This is a genomic window from Streptomyces sp. NBC_00536 (assembly GCF_036346295.1).
Taxonomy (GTDB): Bacteria; Actinomycetota; Actinomycetes; order Streptomycetales; family Streptomycetaceae; genus Streptomyces.
In genome coordinates this window covers 8077067-8094716 of record NZ_CP107819.1, presented here as the reverse complement: position 1 = coordinate 8094716, position 17650 = coordinate 8077067, and the positions used below count along the sequence as shown (strand labels likewise).

Sequence of the window (17650 nt, the reverse complement as noted above, 5' to 3'; positions counted from 1 at the left end):
CGGGGATGCACCGCCGCGCTCGTCGAATACTGCCCGTCCTGGGGCGTCGCAGGCATCGTCTACGACCCCAACACGCTCTGCCCCGTACCCGTACCCGTACCCGTACCCGGCGACAGAGACGGACTCGACTTCGTCTCCCTCACCAGCCCTCTCCTGCCCTGGACCTTGGCAGCCCGCACCGTCCTCCATCGGCCCGGACGAAGTCGCCCGGATCGCGGTCGCGGCCATCGGGGAATCCGGGACGGGGAGCAGCCGGTGAGCACGCAGGTCACGAGCACGAGCACGAGGACGTACGACGTCACAAGCAAGCGCGAGGTCACGCGCACGAGCGGCGTAATGACCCTCAACCTGAGCAATCCGAGCGGGCAGAGGGCGGAGCGCCAGCTCGCCTGCCTCGCGGCCCGCCCGGAGCACGTCCTCGTCCTCACGGAGACGGCGGACAGCGCTGGGTGTGCGTTCCTGGAGGAACGGTTCGCCGCCGCGGGTGAGCTCGGTCAAGCTGGCGCGGAAGCAGAGGTTCCTCAAGGCGCTGACGGCCGCGCTCCCGCAGGGGAGCCACGACGCCAGGGCGGTGATCGGCGACATGAACATCCTGGAGCCCTGCCACATCCCGCAGTACCGGTTCTCCCAGCCGTTCGAGTACGCGCTCACCGTACGGCTCGCCGTCACCGCGGTGGAGCCGCTGGAGGTCACCGAGTTCACCGCCCCCGCGCGGGCCCACTCCCAGGACCCTGCCCACGCCCTGTTCCTACCCTCCGAGCAGTGAGAGAGACCTGACCTGATGGACGCGAACACATGGGATCAGATCAACCAGATCCGTGCCTGGCTGGATGACAACACCGGCCATCAGACCGAGACAGAACGCAACCTGCTGCGCGTACTCAAGATCGGCGAGGAGTTCGGGGAGGTCTCCGAGGCCCTGCACGGCGCCCTCTCCGCCAACCCGCGGAAGGGCCGGTCGCACACGTGGGACGACGTCCGAAAGGAGCTGATCGATGTCGCGGTCACGACGTTCGTCGCACTGGCGACACTCACTCCGGACGCCGAGCAGGAGTTCGGCGACAGGCTCCAGCACCTCATTGACCGAGTGACGCCTTCCTCACCTGACCTGTCAGGACGGGAGTAAACCCTCGGGGCTGTGGGCGCCCCGCACACGCGGGGACGAACCCCTGGCGCTCTGCCGGATCACCCTCGCCAAGGCCCTGCTCCCCGCATGCGCAGGCTGAAGTGACTCTCAGCTGACTTCTCGGCCGTCTGCCCAGGCCCGGAGCGCACGAATGCCCTCACCAGGGGTGGTGAAGGCATCACTCACGCTCGGCGGGAGGGCCAGGATGGGAACGTTCAACCGCTCTGCCGCCCGTGGCACCGCACGAAGACCCGCGAGGACTTCGGGGCGAGGTCGACTCCGTCCCGAGAGCACGCCGCCCCGGCACAGTGTCGGCGCATGTACCGGGGCGGCGTGCGTGGGCCATCGGCTGTGTCGTCAACTGCTAGCGGCCCAGTCTGCAAAGCTGGACACCCGGCCGGTTCCTACCGTGGCGTTGTCTGCTCCGTTGCCAACGAGGGCAGCGGTGCTGCCGGTCACCAGAGCAAAGGCACGAGCAAGGGATTCGAGCCCCCCGGACGCCTGTCCGGCTCGCTGGTCGGCGAGGAACACCGCTTCGCGGCCGATGGCCTCGATCAGTCGCTCACGGGCGACAGCAACAGTGGGCGACTCCTGTGTCTGGATCTGTGCCGGTATCGCTCCCAAGTCGGTGACCTCGAGTGCGGGCTGCTCGCCGGTGACAGCCGCCGTGCGGCCCGAGACATCGATGTTGTGGTTGGTCACGCCCGAGACATCGATGTTGCGGTCGGGATTCGTAGCCATGGTCTCCCTTAACGGATACCGGCCGACTCCCTGCCGACCCGCGCGCATCCTTTCATGATCATGTGGCCTGCAACAGCCACCCTCCGGCCACGAATTGGAGGTACCCCATGCCTCGCAAGCCGAGTGCCCCGTGCACCGTTCCCGGTTGCCCCGAGCTGACGCCTGGTGGCCGCTGACCCTCGGCGGTTCGGACACGGGCTGGCAGCACTTCTCACAAGAACACAACATCCACGACCCGAAGGTCATCAAGATCGTGACCAGCGAACACCCCGTGAAGAAGGGCGTGCGCCGGGAGTACGGCGGCGTCCTGGTCAACAGACTGGGAGCCATCCTCGCCCGGATCAAGGTCATCGCCCAGTACGACTACGAGACCGCGGACAACGTCTACAAGCCCGCCGACCAGGGCCAGAAGATCGGCACGATCACCGCCTACTGCGAGCGCGTGGCCCGCAACAAATGCCCGAACGCGGTGAATGAGACGTGAAGGCACCAGCCTCCTCCGACGGCGACGAGCGGTCAGCGCAGCCTGCGGCGCGATGGGACGGCGTCGGTCTGACACAGCTGCAGGCCGCGGCCGCCCGGGAGATGCTCCGCCTCACGGCAACACCTTTGGGAGGCGGTCCTGTGGTCAGGGGCGTACTGCCCCTGCCGCAGCATCGGGACCTCGTACGCGTCGTGGTGTGGGACGGCACCGCCCCGACGACGTCGAGGGCCTACGACGTCCCCCTCCTGGACCCCGACGGGAACGACGTACCCGCCGCCGAGCTGGTGGCCGCCGTACGACAGCTCGTACGGCACTCCCCCGGCGACCGACCCCCCGCGCCTGCCGGCCCACGGGACGGCCACGGCATCCCCGTTGTACCGGTGGACACCGTGCGGAAGATCCTGGACGCCCACCCCGCGGCGCTCGACCTATCGGACGCCCTGTACGCGGCCGCCGCCGGTATCGCGCCAAGCCGGGACACGGCCGGGGACACGGACGCGGGCACGGGCAGCCAAGACGGCCTTGTCCTGCTGGGATTCCTCCTGCTCGACAAGGGGCGGGAACGCGCACGTCTGTACGTCACCGGCGGCGGCCTGCCCGGCACCGTCGGGCTCGACGTGGGACTGCGCGACCGCCACGGCGCGGTGATCTCCGCCATCACGGGCCTGTCAGCGGCACTCCCCAGCCTCATCGCCGACGACCAACTGAGCTACAACCCGTCGGACGAGACCGACCCCTACTGCGCGACGGTATTCGATCTCACCCACTGGTGAGGCGCGCCCGGCCGGCTTCAACACGACACCGGCCGACCACGCAACCGCCGACTTCGTGGGCGAGAGCGGCACGCTCATCGGCCGCTACGGATGCGAGAGGGGTCTGCGCCACCTCCTGCAGCCGCGCGATCGCGACGTCGAACAGCTCTCCGATCGTCGTCACCCGTCCTCCCGGACGTAGGACAGTGCCCTGGCGGCGTCGGAGGCCAGCTCGCCGATCCGCAGCAATGCGCGCGCCGAACCCTCGTCGGCCGCCCCGACCGCCGACAGTCGGGTCAGCGCACCCGTGACGTGCTCCAGGAGCCGCCCGTACGGGACGAGACCGGCGGCGCCGGGTTCCGGTGGCGGAGCCACGACCGGCGGGCCGGTTTCCGGCAGGGGAAGGAGACGCTGGCCCTCTTCGCACTTCTGCGCGGAGAGGATCGCCTGCAGTTCGTCACTGCCCTCGTCGAACGCGATGCCGTCGGCCAGCTCGGCGGTCAGGCCGAAGACATCCCAGACCGCGGCCAGCGCCGTGGCCGTGTCCCTCGGACCAGCCTGTGGACCAAGGCGGCCGTGTGGACAACTCACTCACGGAGGAACCCCATCTGCGCTATATGCGCTGTATGCGCTGTACGCGCAAGCTCATGTGGTTTCGTCCCCGTGGGCGGCGACGGGGGCGGGGGCCGGGAAGTGGGCCGGGGTGTAGGCGGTGTGGTGGCGGCGGTAGTTGTCGCCCAGGTGGTGCTGGAGCCGGCTGTGGCGGAACTGGTAGACCGCGCCCGTCTGGCGCAGGACGCCGCGCTGGTAGGCGTCGTCGAGGAACGCGACCGTGTTCCAGGGCAGCTTGCCGGTCAGCGGCAGCCAGACGCGGGCGAGGATGACCCACTGCCCCCAGGCGGTGAACGCGAGGGCGTACGAGAACGCGCCGCCGAGTCCGCCCACCGCTCCGATGAAGAGCGCGTCCGGCAGCAGCCAGTTCAGGTCTCCGATGACGAGCCCGAGCAGTCGGACGACGAGGCCGCCGCCGAAGGTGATCGCGAGGGCGAGGGCCGGTACGAGGACGACGACCTGCCGGCGGACCGTCGCGCGGTTGGCGGCGAGCAGGCTGACCGGAGTGGCCGCGGAGGCGATGTCCAGCGGCGCCTCGAACACGGCCATGAGCCCGAAGACCACTCCGGTCGCCGAGGCGAAGACCAGTCCGAAGGCCAGTACGTTCGTGAGCGTGGCCTCGACCATCGCGGCGCTGGTGAACGGGATGATGTCGAACAGCACGCGTTCCAGCGTCAGTGCGAACGCGCATCCGGCGCCCATCACGAATCCGCCGGGCAGCACGGCCCCGAAGCGCGAGGCGAAGGTGTGGAACGGCCCGCGTCCGACGCGGGTGCCGTGGTGGGTTCCGGGCAGCCGCAGTCGCAGTCGCAGCCGTACGTGGGACGGCTCGAAGGTCGTTCCGCCGTACCTGGTCACGAGCCAGTACACGCAGCCGAAGGCCAGGCCCGCGATCGGGCCCATCAGGGCTCCCTCCATGAGGACCCGGCCGAGTCCCGCGGCGGCGCCGGCTCCTAGCTGGTGGGCGATCAGGCCGACGACCCATTCGGCCAGGGTGATCGACAGTGCGCAGGTCAGCGCTACGGCGAGGACGCGCGTAGAGCGGCGCAGCGAGGCGCCGACGCGCCACCAGGCGAGGTCCTGCTGGTCGAGGTCGTCGAGACTGACCAGGTGGTGGGCGAGGTAGCCGAGCCACTGGCGGACCTGCTCGGGGTCACGGTGGGGCTGCCGGGGCGGAGGGTGGCCGTGGGCGGTCCGTACGGGGGCGCGGCGCCGGTAGAGGGTGGGTACGAAGCCCGCCAGGAGGTGCTCCTCGATGGCGTGTGCGGTGGGGAAGCGGGTGGTGTCCAGCAACTCCGCCGGGTCCGTGCCGGCCGCGTCGCTGTAGATCGTCCGCGCCAGGATGACCATCAGCGGGGTGCTGAGGACCTCGGCGAGGTTCCTGGCCGCCGCGGTGTCCTGGGTGTCCCGGGTGTCCTGCGTGTCCTGGGTGTGCAGTGCTGCCAGGACGTGGTCCCATACGCCGGAGCCCTGTCTTCTGGAGTCTCCCGGGGCGTTGACGGGCCGGGCGGTTCGGGGCAGGTAGTCCGCGAGGTCGTCCGGGGTCAGGTCGACGAGTTCGATGCCCGCGGCCGAGACCAGCGGGGCGCCCGCCGCGCGGACCGCCTCGGCGAACTCCCCGCGGCGGCTGGTCAGCACGAGCCGCAGCGAGGTGGCGTTCAGCGCCCGGAGCGCATCGTCCCGCAGGCCCTCGGCGATCTCGTCGAACCCGTCCAGCACCGGCAGGATCAGGTCGGCCCCGACGAGCGCGGCGGCCAGCGTGGGCCCGTTGTGCACCCGCTGGACCAGGTGGGGGTGGTCGCGCAGCAGCCGGTCGGTCAGCCAGTCGGGCAGCGCGGTGGCCGTCGGGTCCCAGGATCCGAGGCTGAAGATCACCGGTACCGGGTCGGCGGGAGCCGATGCCGCCAGGAGGTCCAGGGCCAGCCTGATGGCCAGGATCGACTTGCCCGACCCGGCCCGGCCGAGGACCACGAGCCGACCCGACCTGATCCGCCGGTAGACCTCGGCCGCGTCGCGCAGGTCTCCTCGTAGATCACCGTCCAGGTCCACCCCGCTCGGCGCGACGCCCGGGGGAAGCCGCTGGATGTTCTCCGGACGGTCCGTCAGTACGTCGGGGGCCCGTCGCCATCGCACTGGCAGCGCGTACGGATCGTGGACCCGGCGCTGTTCCTCTTCGAGCCGCCACCGGCGGCGGACTTCCCGCGCCAACTCCTCCGCCGCCTCGGCCAGTACGCCCGGTATTCGCCGGGGGGCAGGGACTGGGGCAGGAGCAGGAACATGTCCCGGAACAGGAACCGGTTCTTCCGACGCCCCGCCGACTTCTTGCTTCACCCCCGCTTTCGCCAGCGCGGCCGCCAACACCAGGCGGTCCTCCGGACCGGCCCCCAGCGCGTCCGCGACCAGGTGCACCGTCGTCAACCGGTGGTCGACGGACGTGCTGTTCTCCAGCCGGCGGATGGTGCGGACGCTCAGCTTCGCCCGGTCCGCCAATTCCTCCTGTGTCAGCCCCGACTCCATGCGCAGTCGGCGTAACAGCGTCCCCAGCTGATCCACCACTTCGGCGCCCCCTCTGCCTGCGGTTTCGGCCGCCGGCGAGCCTACCCGCGCCGCCGGTCACATGTGGCCGGTCCCATGTCCTGTCCGGCTGGAGGTACGTGCCCCCAGCATCGATGGTGCCCGGTCGTGAGGCCGGCGAAGCTGCGTGAGGAGTCGACATGGTATTCCGCCACTGGTGCGGGGAGTGCTCTTACAAGACGGCGTGGCAGGGCCAGTCGGAGAGCGAGCTCGAGCAAATCCGGCACTACGCCACGCACCACCCCGGAGTTTTCGCGGCCGGCGTGGTGGAGTGGAGCACGAGCGGCCGCGGCCGTGGGGAGCCGAAGGGGAGCAACTCGGGCGGCGGCCTCGGGTGTCTACCGGTACTGGGAATCGTGGTCCTCTTTCTGCTCCTCGCGGCCTCATGCGGGCGCTAGGCAGCCGGGTTTCGGACAGCTGGGTTTCGGACAGTCGGGATCGGCGGGATCGGCGGGATCGGCGAGGGGGCGGACATGTCCGGCATCGGAATTGACCGTCTGGCCGTCGACGATCCCGCGAAGCTGGGCGACTACCGGCTGCTGTGGCGGCTCGCCTCCGGGGGCATGGGCCGGATCTACCTCGCGCGCCCGACGAAGGGCGGTCCGCTCGTCGCGGTCAAGACGCTGCTCGCCGAGGGCGCCGTCAGCCCGACGGACCGGCAGCGGTTCGCCCGGGAGGTGGAGCTGGCGCAGCGGATCGACAGCAGGTACACGGCCCGGGTGCTCGACGCCGATCCGCACGCGCCACGGCCGTGGATGGCCATCGAGTACGTTCCGGCGCCCGCGCTGTCCGACCTGGTACGGGACTCGCGGCCGTTGCCGGACTGGGCGGTGCCCTCCATCGCGGCGGGCACCGTACAGGCGTTGATGGCCCTGCACGACAAGGGGGTCATCCACCGGGACGTCAAACCACAGAACATCCTGCTGCCCCTGACCGGGCCCCTCCTCATAGATTTCGGCATCTCGCACGCCGTCGACCTCACCCGCACCTCCCTGACGCTCGGCACGATCGCCTTCACCTCGCCCGAGCAGGCACGCGGGGAGCCCTCGACCGAGGCATCGGACGTGTACTCGCTGGGGGCGACCCTCTTCCACCTCGCCGTCGGGCGTCCGCCCTACCGGCAGGTGGAAGGCGCCGTACCGCTCCTGGCCCTCGTCCAGGGCGGCAGGTTCGACCTGGCGGGACTGCCCGCGTCGCTGGGTCCGCTGGTCCGCCCGTGCCTTGCGCTCGACCCGGCCGACCGGCCCAAGCCGGCGCACCTCCTGGCGCAGAGCCTGGAGATACTCGAACGGCCTACGCGGCGGCGGGACCAACGCTGGCTGCCGGTGGAGTGGAAGGCGATGATCGAGGCGTACGAGGCGCACGGGCGGGCGCTCGGCGCGACCCGGGCGGCGACGAAGGCGGGCGGGGCGGCCCGGCCGCTGCCCCCGCCGGCCCCCTCGCTGCTCCACGCCGACGAGCAGGCCGTGCGCCGCGAAAGGGCGCGGAAGGCCGAGGCGGCCCGAATCCGCCGGGAGGCGGAACTCCGCAAGCAGGCGCGGGCCGTCGCACGGCCAGGAAAACACGCGGGGCGCGCCGTCCAGCCCGCTCCCTCGTCGGGCCGGTACGCATGGGCGGGCTGGGCCGCCTGGGCCGGTCTGATCGCGGTGCTGCTCCTCATCGGGCCGGTCTTGGACTCCTACGACACCTCCGGCACGTCAGGGGATTCCTCCCGGTCCTCCGGCTCCTCACGTTCCTCAGGTTCTTCCGGCGCATCGTCCGCGAGCGCCGGAGCCGATGGTGCTTCCCCTTCTACGAGGCCTTCTACGCGACCCACGGTCGACGCCACCTCGCAGCCCAGCACCGAGAAGACCTACGGGAGCACTCCACACAGCACGCCGAAGGAGACACCCGAGGAGACGCCCGAGGTCCCCTCACCCACGCCCACGCCGACACCCACCCCGGATCCGACGGAAGCGGCCTTCAGGGCCGTATCGGCGGGCGACTGCCTCCCCGTGTACGACACGGGGGCAGCCGGATACGACCGCCTCACATGGAGCGCGCAGGCGCCGCCCGGCGCCGTGCCCTGCGCGAGTGAGAGGGCGCACGTCTGGGTCAGCAGCGTCACCGACGGCAGCTGTCCCACCGGCGTGGGCAAGGTGCAGTGGACGTACCAGTCCCCGAGCAGCGGCCGGACCACGAGGCTCTGCCTCAGCGGCGTCTACCACCCGACCTACTGCATGCTTGCCCACCAGTCGGGCGACACCATCTGGCTCGGCGCGCTGACCCTGGTCGACTGCCCTGCGACCCTGGTCCCCTCCGGCTACAACCAGGTCATGCACATCACGGGTGTCTACAAGGCCCCCGCGGGCGCCAACAGCAACAACTGTCGGCGCACGCAGGGCGATCAGACCCGCTACTGGTCCTGGCTGGTGGACGACGGGGCGACCCTGCTCTGCACGAAGGTCTTTCAGGGCGCCTGACCCGACGGTAGGGCCGAGCTGTCCGGCGCGCGGGTGAGGGTGGGGAGCGCCGACAGAGTCAAGCTCAGCTTCGTGCGGTGGAACTCACCGCCGAGGGCCGCGAGTTCCACCGCACAGGGACGTACGTATGGCGCGCTAAACACCCTCTCGGTGGGCCGGTGCTGCCTCGCCCGGCGTTCGCACCGCACTGCGGTCCAGCAGCAGGAGGGCGAGGTCGTCGGCCTGGCAGCGGATCTCCGGGATGGCGGTTGTCTCCAGCAGGTTGCCGCGCCGGAGCGACCCCAGAGTCCACAGCGGTGCTGGTGCCCGGTCGCCCGCGGGGCGCAGCCGACCGCGGGCAGTGGTGTCGAATCCGCCGCCGACGGGGGCCGGCGAACCGAGGCCGGTGTCGAGCAGGTGGGTGACCAGGCAGTCGTCGATCCGGGTGAGGTCAGCCTCGGAGCCGGTGCAGTTCAGCACTGCCCCAACCCGCAGCCGACGGCCGTTGTCCAACTGGACCTCGACGACATCACCGGGCGTATCCGCGGCGGTCTTGGCGTTGGCCACGACGCCCCGGCCGATACTGACCAGACCCGTGTCCACAGCGGTGCGCAGAGCCTTGGCGCTGCTCGGCGGGATCCGGTGGCGGTGGGTCTCCCAGAGCCGAAGGTTCTGGGCCAGCAGCCGGGCCTGATCGGCGGGTGACAGTTGCTGCCACAGGGCGCTGGTCACGGGACGGAGGCTGTCCACCCCCGCCCGCCAGTCGCCGTGTACGCGGCGGCAGTGGGCGATGTGTCGCAGCACCGCCCGGCGCAGCGCGGCCAGCCCCGCGTGGGTGTCGAGCTCGGGGGCGGCCGGGGCGAGGACCGGGGTGGTGGCGTGCGGCTGGGGGATCAGGCCGTGCCGCGACAGCGCGTGCACGACGCGTCCGGGGCGCTGGAGGCTGAGTGCCATGTCCACCATGGTCAGGCCGGTGCCGACGAGCAGGACGTCACGGTCCTCCGGGACCTTCGTGAGGGCGCCGGATGCCCAGGGGTCGGCCAGGAACGTCTCCGAGTCACGCAGCGCCGGTGGCGCCCAGGCCAGGCCGGGCGCGAAGTTGCCGAGGGCCAGCACCGCGGCGTCGACGTCGAGCGACTGCCCGCCACGCAGCCGCAGACTCAGCGGTGAGGCGGCCGACTCCGGGCGGTGGCCGATGCTGACGACGCGGTCGGGCACCCGAACGAGCGCGGGGACGTCACCGCGGTTGCTCACCGCCTCCAGGGTCTCGGCGAGATACCGGCCGAAGAGGCCCCGGGGCACGAAGTCGTGCTCGCCGCCCCGGTCGCCGAGCCAGCGTACGAAGTGGCCGGGATCGTCTCGGTGGGCACTCATCCGGCCGGCCGGGACGTTCAGCAGGTGGTGCGGCTCATCGGTTCCGAAAGCCAGCCCCCGGCCTGTGGTTTCGGGGTCGATGAGCCAGATCCGGACCGGCGCGGGCGGGCCGACGGCCGCGTTGCCGACGACCGGGTTGCCGACGGCCGCGTTGTGGAGCAGGCGCAGCGCCGTCAGGGCACCGGCGGCGCCCGCGCCCACCACGGCGATGTCGTGAGCGGTACCGCTGCGGTTCACGAGGGACATCGTCCTTTCCGGCCGGCTGCCCGCCGCCGCAACAGAGTTCACCGCTCACCCTCGGGCGGGCAGTAGGTCCGGCGGATGCTGGTGCCCAGCCGGACGATGTCCGCGCCGTAGACGTGGATCGAGATCGCCTTGGCCGAACAGGAGTTGCACACCCGGTGGATGTCGCCTGGCGGCGCGAAGGCGGCGATCGCGCCGGGGGGGTTCACCACGTCCTCGGCCGGGATCAGCCGGGAGGTCCGCCCGTCGGTCATCAGCCGGTAGCGGCGCTCGCGCTCCTGCCCCTCGTACACACCGGTGACGCACCAGGAGACGTGGTCGTGGATCTGGGTCTGCTGGCCCGGCAGCCAGACCAGCGCGACGATCGAGAAGCTGCCGTCCGGCTCGGCGTGCAGCACATGCTGCCGGTAGTTGTCGGGGTCGCCCTCGCGCTGCTCGGCGGTGAGCAGATCAGGAGTGCCGAGCACGGGAACGAGCAGTTCGCCGACCAGATGGGCCGTCAGCTCCGGTGGTAAGCCACGCTGGATGACTTCACGGATCTCGACGACGAGGTCATCGATCCGCTCCGTGACCCGGGCGACGACTAAGCCGGACGCAGTGGGAGACGTCATGCTGCCAACATCGAGCCGACCGCGCTGTCATGTCCAACGACGATTCGTAGGCCCCTTGCCAGAAGGGGCTTATGAGTCGGTGGCGCGGTGACTGTGGGCGGGGCGCCGGTCACGCGGAGTTTCCGGGTTCGGTACGTCCCATCCCATAAGCAGGATTTGGGTGTGACTCGCACCTACTGGCGCCTCCCCGCCCCACGAGATGGCCGCGCCTGCGCCGCCGTACCGGCGGACGGCCCCCAGGACCGTCCGTGATGGCCGGTTCGGTGGAAGTGCTTCGGAACGCCCCCATGCCGACATAGGGTGGCAGGTCAACCTGCTCCCCGCCCGCGCGGGGATGACCCCAACGCCACACACCGCGCCCCTCTACAACGCACTGCTTCCCGCATACGTGGGGATGATCAGAGCCGTAGCGCCGTGGCCACGGCCCTGCCGGTTGGTCGCGCGTACCGAGGATCTCTTCATCTGACCAGTCGTCGGATTCGACGCTACACACGGAGATATCCACACGGTGAAGCCACGGTCCGGCGCTGACATCTCTCCGGCTGTGGCTCAGACGGAGTCTCAACGACGACCTCGACCAGGGCCCCGGCCGCCAGGTACACGGCTGGCCGGGGCCCCGTGTGGAAGTGCTGGTCACGAACGGTCTGGCGCGTCTGGGCGGGGTCGTTGTCAGTGGTGTCGTGCATGATCGGCCCATCAGTTCAACGGGGATGGGGAAGCTCATGGAGATCACAAACCAGCAGGTGACAGAGCACGCGTTTCTGCGGCCGATGTACGCGGACGCGTACTTCCCCGATCACGTCGTGGACCAGGGCAGGGAGATCCTGCTGCGGCTGTGCCAGCGGATCGAGGCGGCGCAGCCGTCGGATCTGGAGGCCCTCTATGTGCTCACCCAGGCCGCGGCGGAGGAGTTCAACCTCCTGCAAGCGGAGTTCGAGGCGGCTGGGAGTGAGATCGAGACGGTTGCGCGCGAGTGGATCGCCGAGGAGTTCTGGTTTGTCGCGTCGGCATACCGGTTCGCGGCCGCGGATGTGGAGGAGCTGATCTCAGGCCGGGACTGGTGAGTGAGACCGGGGGGACTCTCTGCCTGGCAGAGCCATTCAGAGTTCCCGCGCCTGTGAGGCTGTTAGGCACTGTTTCTCGGATCATGTTCGGAGCCAGATGATGAGGGCGGCGAGGGTGATGGTGCCGAGGTAGATGTAGGCGCGTTTCTCGTAGCGGGTGGCGACCGCGCGGAAGCCCTTCAGCCGGTTGATGGCGCGTTCGACGGTGTTGCGCTTCTTGTAGCGCTCACTGTCGAAACCGGTGGGCCGGCCGCCTCGGGACCCGCGGTTCTTCCGGTGCCTTTGCTGGTCGAGGCGTTCGGGGATGGTGTGCCGGATTCCGCGTCGTCGCAGGTAGCGGCGGTTCTTTCGGGACGTGTAGGCCTTGTCCGCGAGGACATGGTCGGGCCGGGTGCGGGGCCGGCCCACTCCGGTCCGGGGCACCGATACCTGCTCCAGTACGCGCTCGAGTTGGGGACCGTCACCGTAGTGTCCGGGTGTCAGGACGAGGGCGAGGGGCCGGCACCGTCCATCCGCGGCAAGGTGGATTTTGGTGGTGAATCCGCCTCGGGAACGTCCCAGGCATTCGCCGATCTGACCACCTCCGCCAGCCGGACGGCCAGTTTCTGCAACACCGGATCGACCCGGTTCGTCCCCTGCAGACTCCCCTTTTGAGGGATCGCGGTGGGCGGTGTCTTCCTCGCACCGGCGGCGTGCTGGTGGGCTCGCACCGCTGTCGAGTCCACCGACACGTCCCAGTCGATCTGGCCCGCGGCGTCCTCGGCCGCCTGGACGCGAGACAGCAGCATCTTCCATGTTCCATCCGCTGACCAGCGGCGATGCCGCTTATAAACCGTCTCCCAAGGCCCGAACCGCTCCGGGAGATCCCGCCACTGCACACCCGTCCGCACCCGTCCGCACCCGATAGAGCACCCCGTTGATCACCCGACGGTGATCACTCCACCGGCCCCCACGCGCACCACCACGAGGCAGGAACGACTCCAGCCGGTCCCACTCCGCGTTCGTCAGATCTCCACGACCCATACGGCCAGCCTGACGCCAACACCACACCCACGTCAGGAGATCCGAGAAACAGTGCCTAGGGGGCGGGGGCGCTCGCTCCCCGGCTGCGGCAAGGGTCTCCAAGTGGCCCAGGACGAGGTGTAGGTCTCCGGGTTCTATGGCTTGAAGGTCTACGACGTGCTTGGCCGCGACCGGCTTCGGGTCCTCGACCGGAACTGGAAGGTGTGTTCGCAGACCCCTTCCTCCGGAGCGGGCGTCGACACGAGCAGCGCTGACAACCGCCATCGACTGACTTCGGGGCGGTCAAGCTCGAAGAGACCTGCCCCGCGACGGACGCGCCGGCTCCGAAGCCCGCTGGGAACTCGATGCCGAACTTCGTTGGTGAGGGCATGAAGGGCGTCCGTTGTGCCCTGTCCGCCAATGCGAGCATCACGGTGAAGGATGCGGTGCAGAGCCGCATGGTTCTCCAGGAGTCGAACTGGAAGGTGTGCACTCAGGGCCCGAAGGCAGGCGTCGCGCTCATCGGCCAGCCCGTCGCCTTCACGGTCGCCAAGACCGAAGAGACCTGCCCTTGGTTCGAATCCGGTGTACGTCCGTCGTTGTTCGAGGCCGGCGGCCGCCCGCGTAGCGCGGGTTCGTTATTGCCCTCATGCGGTGTGGCAGCCGTCATACTCGGGTGGTGTCACGTCTGACGTTGCTGCGTGGTCCCTCTTGCAGGAGCGAGAGAAGGGATCGTGAGGATGAAGACCGTCATCGTGTGCGCTTCCGTGTCGCACGGCAATACGCGTCGTGTCGCCGACAGCATGGCTCAGGTTCTGGGTGCGCGGGTCGTCTCGCCCGAGGAGGCGGACCTGGCGGAGCTGGCCGGGGCCGACCTCGTGGGATTCGGTGCGGGTGTTTTCCAGGGCCGGCTTCACCCGCGCCTGACCGATTTCGTCAAGGCGCTTCCCGCCGGGCGGGGCCGGGCGTTCGTGTTCGCCAGCAGTGGGCTGCCCGAGTTTCCGCTGGCGCCGTTCACCCGCCCCCTGGTCCGACTGCTGGAAGGCAAGGGCTTCGAGGTGGATGGGAGCTTCTCGTGCCGGGCGTTCGACACCTGGGCGCCGTTCAAGCTCGTAGGCGGTATCAACAAGCAGCGGCCGAACGCCGGGGACCTCGCCGCCGCGCGGGCATTCGCCGCGAGACTGCGGGACGGACGAGGGCTGGAGTCCTGACACGTGCTCCCCGCACGCGCGGGGATGACCCCCATCGGCGCCCGGCCGGGCTCGGGGGGTCCTTCTGCTCCCTCCCCACGTGTGAGGGGTGCCCTTGAGCCCTGGTCCAGCCCTTGTCGTGTGCCTCCGGCTGTCCGTTGTCTGTTCAGGTGCCGAGAGTTTCGATGGTCTTCTTCACCAGGCGGTTGCCTTTGGGCACGTACCACGAGGTGTACGGCGACAGTTCGGTGACGGCCGCGCCCAGCCATGCGGGATCGCCGAGCCTGTCCAGTGCCTTCGCGTCGCTGAGCTGCGCGAACAGCGCCTTGAGGAGGATGACGTGGCTGACTCCGTACGAGCGTATGTGATGCGTGTACCGCACGGACCAGTCATCGTACTGACCGCGTACCCTGCCCCCCAGTGAGCATCCGTCACGGCCCGCGTCGTAGTTCGGGCTACCTGCGAAGAAGAAGCCCGAGGCGGCACTGGTCTGCCAGTGGTGGTAGGTGGCTCGTACCCCCAGGCCGACGAATTTCGCCCACTTGACGGTGCTCAGGGGCTCCGCCTCGCCACGTTGGCGGTGCTCCAGGCCCTCGGGCGTGAGCACGAAGAACAGGCCCGCCTCCCGTGACGGGTCCCCGATCACCCAACGGTCTCCGAGCAGCTCCAGCGGCCCCAAGTACTGCGCCATGACAGTCCCCCCTCGTTCTGACGGTCATTCCACGGGGAACGTATCCGATACAGGGAAGGGGTTCACAGGGCGGGCAGGTGACTCTAGATCGTTTGGGCGGAAAGGCCAGGGCTGGCCCGGGAGGCACCCGGCTCAGGAAGGGTGACGCCGACCCGTCAGTTGGTCGCCGAGGGGGCTGCGGCGGTACAGGACCTGTCGGCCGGCGCGGGCCCGGGTGACGAGGCCGGTGGCGTGGAGTACGCGCAGGTGCTGGGACACGGCGCTCGGGGTGACTCTGAGGCGGCGGGCGATCTCGACCGTGGGCAGCGGCTCGTCGAGGAGGTCCAGCAGTCTCGTTCGGGAGGCGCCGAGCAGCGATACGAGAGCGGGCGCGTCAGCGATCGGGGCTGGCGCCGGGGCCCACAGCGTGGCCACTCCTCGGCTGGGATACACCAGCCACGGCGGTTCCGTCGGGCTGAGCGGGGGCGTGGGTTTGTGCGCGAACACGGACGGGACCAGAAGCAGCCCCCGGCCGGATGCCGCGACGCGGTGCTTGCTGATCATCTTGTCGATGTGCAGTACGCCGCTCTCCCACCGGAGGTTCGGGTGCATGTCGGAGAACAGCAGGCGGGCGCCTCCGATGGCCAGCAGCCGCGCGCGATAGGTCATGTCGGCTTCCAGCAGCAGCTGGATCTGTGGCCACATCGGCTTGATGGCGATCTCCCAGTACGTCTGGAGGAGTTCGCAGAGGGCATCGCGGAGTCTGATGACGGGGCCGTCGTCGGCGGCGATGGCATCGCGCAGCGCCTCGGGGAGCGGGTCCGGCGCGTGGGTGTCCAGCAGATCGCGGCGGACCAGGTCGGGAGGGGTCCGGCGGGCGATGGCCAGTTCGTCTTCGAAGGTTGGGGAGAAGGTCGTAGGGCGAGGAGTCAGGAAGTCGGGCAGGGTGCGTCTCGCCGCGACCAAGGACATCAGCAGGCCGGTGTCGAGCGCGCCCGTGTCGCCGGTGTCGCCGGTGCCGAGTGCGCCGATCCTCCCGAGAACGTGCCGGCGCCACGGGAGGTGCAACGCCGACAGCCCCGGCTCGCGCAGCACCCTCAGGCTGAGCATGGTCTCGTCCAGGGGCGAGACGGCGAACCGCGTGTCCGCGAGGTCCTCGACGCCGAGTTCGAAGCTGATCATTAAGCCATACGCTACATCCATTGGCGGTGGGACTCCGCTGCCGTGGACTTCGACGCATGACGACGCACGCAATGAGCCGCCGCATGCTCCTGATCCTGGCCGTGACCTGCGGCGTGGCCGTGGGCAACATCTACTTCCCGCAGGCGATCAGTCCGTTGGTCGCCTCCGGACTCCGCGTGTCCCCCGATTCCGCCGCGCTCGTGGTGACCGCCACTCAGATCGGCTACACGGCCGGGATGCTGCTGCTGGTGCCGCTCGGCGACCGGCTGCCGCACCGTCCGTTTCTCGTCACCCTGCTCGCCCTCACCGGCGTGGGCCTGCTCGCCGCGGGCTGCGCTCCGGCCCTGCCGTTCCTCGTCGCCGCCAGTGTCGTCATCGGCGTCACCACCGTGGCCGCCCAGGTCATCGCTCCGCTGGCGGTCGGCCTGGTGGCCGAGGACCGCCGCGGAGCCGTGATGGGCATCCTGCTGAGCGGGTCGATCGGCGGCATGCTGCTGGCCCGCACCTTCAGCGGAGCGCTCGGCGAATGGCTGGGGTGGCGCGCCCCGTACCTGGTCGCCGCGGTCGTGGTTCTGCTCCTCGCGACCGTCCTCGCCCGCACGCTGCCCGCCACGATCGCGCCGTCGCGCCAGCCGTATCCGGCGCTCCTGGCCGAGTCGCTGCGACTGCTCCGTACCGAGCCGGACCTACGCCGCTCCTGCCTCTACCAGGCAACCGTCTTCGCCGGCTTCTCGGCCGTCTGGACCTGCCTGGCGTTCCTTCTCACCGGCCCCGCCTACGGTCTGGGCGCCCAGGCCGTCGGAATGCTCGCCCTGGTCGGCGCGGCGACCATGCTGTGCACCCCGTACGCCGGACGCCTGGTGGACCGCTGGGGTCCCGATCCCGTGAACCTCGTCTGCCTGCTCGGGATCCTCGTCTCGGCCGCGGTCCTCACCGCGGGCGCGCTGGGCGGCGTACTGGGACTGACCGCCCTGATCCTCGGCACGCTGCTCCTCGACGTCGCGATGCAGTCCGGCATGGTGGCCAACCAGGCCCGGGTCTTCGCCCTTCACCCCGAGGCCCGCAGCAGGCTCAACACGGCCTACATGACCTGCGCTTATCTGGGCGGCAGCGCGGGTTCCTGGCTCGGAGTGCGCACGTACGGCCAGGCCGGCTGGCGGGGCGTGTGCGCGCTCGTGGCGCTGCTCGCCGTACTCGCGCTGACCCGCCACCTCGTGGCGACGTACGGCTGTAGGAACCGGTTGGTGTCCCGCCGGTTTCACGGGAGGGCCTGACGGTATCGCCCGTAAGCCCATAAGGCGCCCCGTGCCCGTAACGGGCCCCGTGCCGGATTTGAAGATTTTGTGAACGGCTCAACCATTAACGCGGAATGATCATCTTCTCGGCCGAGTCCGTCACCACCCCGAAGTGACGGATCGCGATCGAGGAGGTCCGCATCCCCCATGAGGTTGCCCCGAAAACGCCGCGCGGACCGAACAGGTAGTACGGACGACACCGGTAGCCCGAAGCGAACGGAGGGCCCAGAGCGCACACGGCGCCGGAGAGGCGGTACGGGTGGTACCGGCCGGGCCAAGAGACGCAGGT

17 protein-coding genes and 1 pseudogene are annotated in these 17650 nt (G+C 70.0%); 9 read left to right on the top strand and 9 right to left on the bottom strand.

What is annotated here, in order from left to right; translation table 11 throughout:
- Positions 1-484: 484 nt before the first annotated feature.
- Together OHS33_RS34760 and OHS33_RS34755 are read left to right on the top strand one after the other, a co-directional pair.
- On the top strand, positions 485-766 hold the full coding sequence (locus OHS33_RS34760; protein WP_330334406.1) for a hypothetical protein: 282 nt from the start codon (positions 485-487) through the stop codon (positions 764-766).
- Between the two features lie 15 nt (positions 767-781).
- Positions 782-1126, top strand: a complete 345-nt coding sequence (locus tag OHS33_RS34755) for a MazG-like family protein (protein WP_330334405.1) — start codon at positions 782-784, stop codon at positions 1124-1126.
- 357 nt (positions 1127-1483) lie between these two features.
- Here the strand turns inward: OHS33_RS34755 and OHS33_RS34750 are convergent, their stop codons facing one another.
- Entirely contained in the window at positions 1484-1867 is a 384-nt protein-coding gene (locus tag OHS33_RS34750) for a hypothetical protein (protein WP_330334404.1), read from the bottom strand.
- A gap of 145 nt (positions 1868-2012) precedes the next feature.
- Between OHS33_RS34750 and OHS33_RS34745 the strand changes: the two genes are divergently transcribed.
- Entirely contained in the window at positions 2013-2351 is a 339-nt protein-coding gene (locus OHS33_RS34745; protein WP_330334403.1) for a hypothetical protein, read from the top strand.
- A 140-nt stretch (positions 2352-2491) separates the two neighbouring features.
- Positions 2492-3124, top strand: a complete 633-nt coding sequence (locus OHS33_RS34740; RefSeq protein ID WP_330334402.1) for a hypothetical protein — start codon at positions 2492-2494, stop codon at positions 3122-3124.
- Here OHS33_RS34740 and OHS33_RS34735 read toward each other — a convergent pair.
- From OHS33_RS34735 to OHS33_RS34725, 3 genes are read right to left on the bottom strand one after another with little or no spacing between them, the layout of a single operon-like run.
- Positions 3111-3287 (bottom strand): hypothetical protein, encoded by a 177-nt coding sequence (locus OHS33_RS34735; RefSeq protein ID WP_330334401.1) that lies wholly within the window; start codon positions 3285-3287, stop codon positions 3111-3113. The genes OHS33_RS34740 and OHS33_RS34735 overlap by 14 nt on opposite strands.
- A complete protein-coding gene (locus OHS33_RS34730; protein WP_330334400.1) occupies positions 3284-3694 on the bottom strand; it encodes a hypothetical protein in 411 nt (136 codons plus the stop codon). The genes OHS33_RS34735 and OHS33_RS34730 overlap by 4 nt, the downstream gene beginning before the upstream one ends.
- Positions 3695-3748: 54 nt before the next feature.
- A complete protein-coding gene (locus OHS33_RS34725) occupies positions 3749-6271 on the bottom strand; it encodes a helix-turn-helix domain-containing protein (protein WP_330334399.1) in 2523 nt (840 codons plus the stop codon).
- Between the two features lie 491 nt (positions 6272-6762).
- On the opposite strand from OHS33_RS34725, the gene OHS33_RS34720 reads away from it, so the two are divergent.
- Positions 6763-8751 carry a serine/threonine-protein kinase gene (locus tag OHS33_RS34720; protein ID WP_330334398.1) on the top strand — a complete coding sequence of 663 codons (1989 nt, stop codon included), beginning with the start codon at positions 6763-6765 and terminating at the stop codon, positions 8749-8751.
- A gap of 135 nt (positions 8752-8886) precedes the next feature.
- On the opposite strand, the gene OHS33_RS34715 is transcribed toward OHS33_RS34720, so the two are convergent.
- Positions 8887-10341, bottom strand: coding sequence for an FAD/NAD(P)-binding protein (locus OHS33_RS34715; RefSeq protein WP_330334397.1), 1455 nt, complete (start codon positions 10339-10341; stop codon positions 8887-8889).
- Between the two features lie 47 nt (positions 10342-10388).
- Complete coding sequence (locus tag OHS33_RS34710) at positions 10389-10958, bottom strand: cysteine dioxygenase family protein (RefSeq protein ID WP_330334396.1); 570 nt, start codon at positions 10956-10958, stop codon at positions 10389-10391.
- 722 nt (positions 10959-11680) lie between these two features.
- Between OHS33_RS34710 and OHS33_RS34705 the strand changes: the two genes are divergently transcribed.
- Entirely contained in the window at positions 11681-12022 is a 342-nt protein-coding gene (locus tag OHS33_RS34705; protein WP_330335319.1) for a DUF5713 family protein, read from the top strand.
- A gap of 81 nt (positions 12023-12103) precedes the next feature.
- Here the strand turns inward: OHS33_RS34705 and OHS33_RS34700 are convergent.
- A pseudogene (locus OHS33_RS34700) lies at positions 12104-13045 on the bottom strand (IS5 family transposase).
- 344 nt (positions 13046-13389) lie between these two features.
- Here OHS33_RS34700 and OHS33_RS34695 point away from each other — a divergent pair.
- Both OHS33_RS34695 and OHS33_RS34690 read left to right on the top strand, forming a co-directional pair.
- Positions 13390-13716 carry a hypothetical protein gene (locus tag OHS33_RS34695; protein WP_330334395.1) on the top strand — a complete coding sequence of 109 codons (327 nt, stop codon included), beginning with the start codon at positions 13390-13392 and terminating at the stop codon, positions 13714-13716.
- Positions 13717-13764: 48 nt separating this feature from the next.
- Positions 13765-14235, top strand: a complete 471-nt coding sequence (locus tag OHS33_RS34690; RefSeq protein ID WP_330334394.1) for a flavodoxin family protein — start codon at positions 13765-13767, stop codon at positions 14233-14235.
- Between the two features lie 145 nt (positions 14236-14380).
- Here the strand turns inward: OHS33_RS34690 and OHS33_RS34685 are convergent, their stop codons facing one another.
- Both OHS33_RS34685 and OHS33_RS34680 read right to left on the bottom strand, forming a co-directional pair.
- Complete coding sequence (locus tag OHS33_RS34685; protein ID WP_330334393.1) at positions 14381-14905, bottom strand: hypothetical protein; 525 nt, start codon at positions 14903-14905, stop codon at positions 14381-14383.
- A 132-nt stretch (positions 14906-15037) separates the two neighbouring features.
- On the bottom strand, positions 15038-16066 hold the full coding sequence (locus tag OHS33_RS34680) for an ArsR/SmtB family transcription factor (RefSeq protein WP_330334392.1): 1029 nt from the start codon (positions 16064-16066) through the stop codon (positions 15038-15040).
- Between the two features lie 56 nt (positions 16067-16122).
- Here OHS33_RS34680 and OHS33_RS34675 point away from each other — a divergent pair, with 56 nt between their 5' ends.
- Positions 16123-17340 (top strand): MFS transporter, encoded by a 1218-nt coding sequence (locus OHS33_RS34675; RefSeq protein WP_330334391.1) that lies wholly within the window; start codon positions 16123-16125, stop codon positions 17338-17340.
- Positions 17341-17650: the final 310 nt, after the last annotated feature.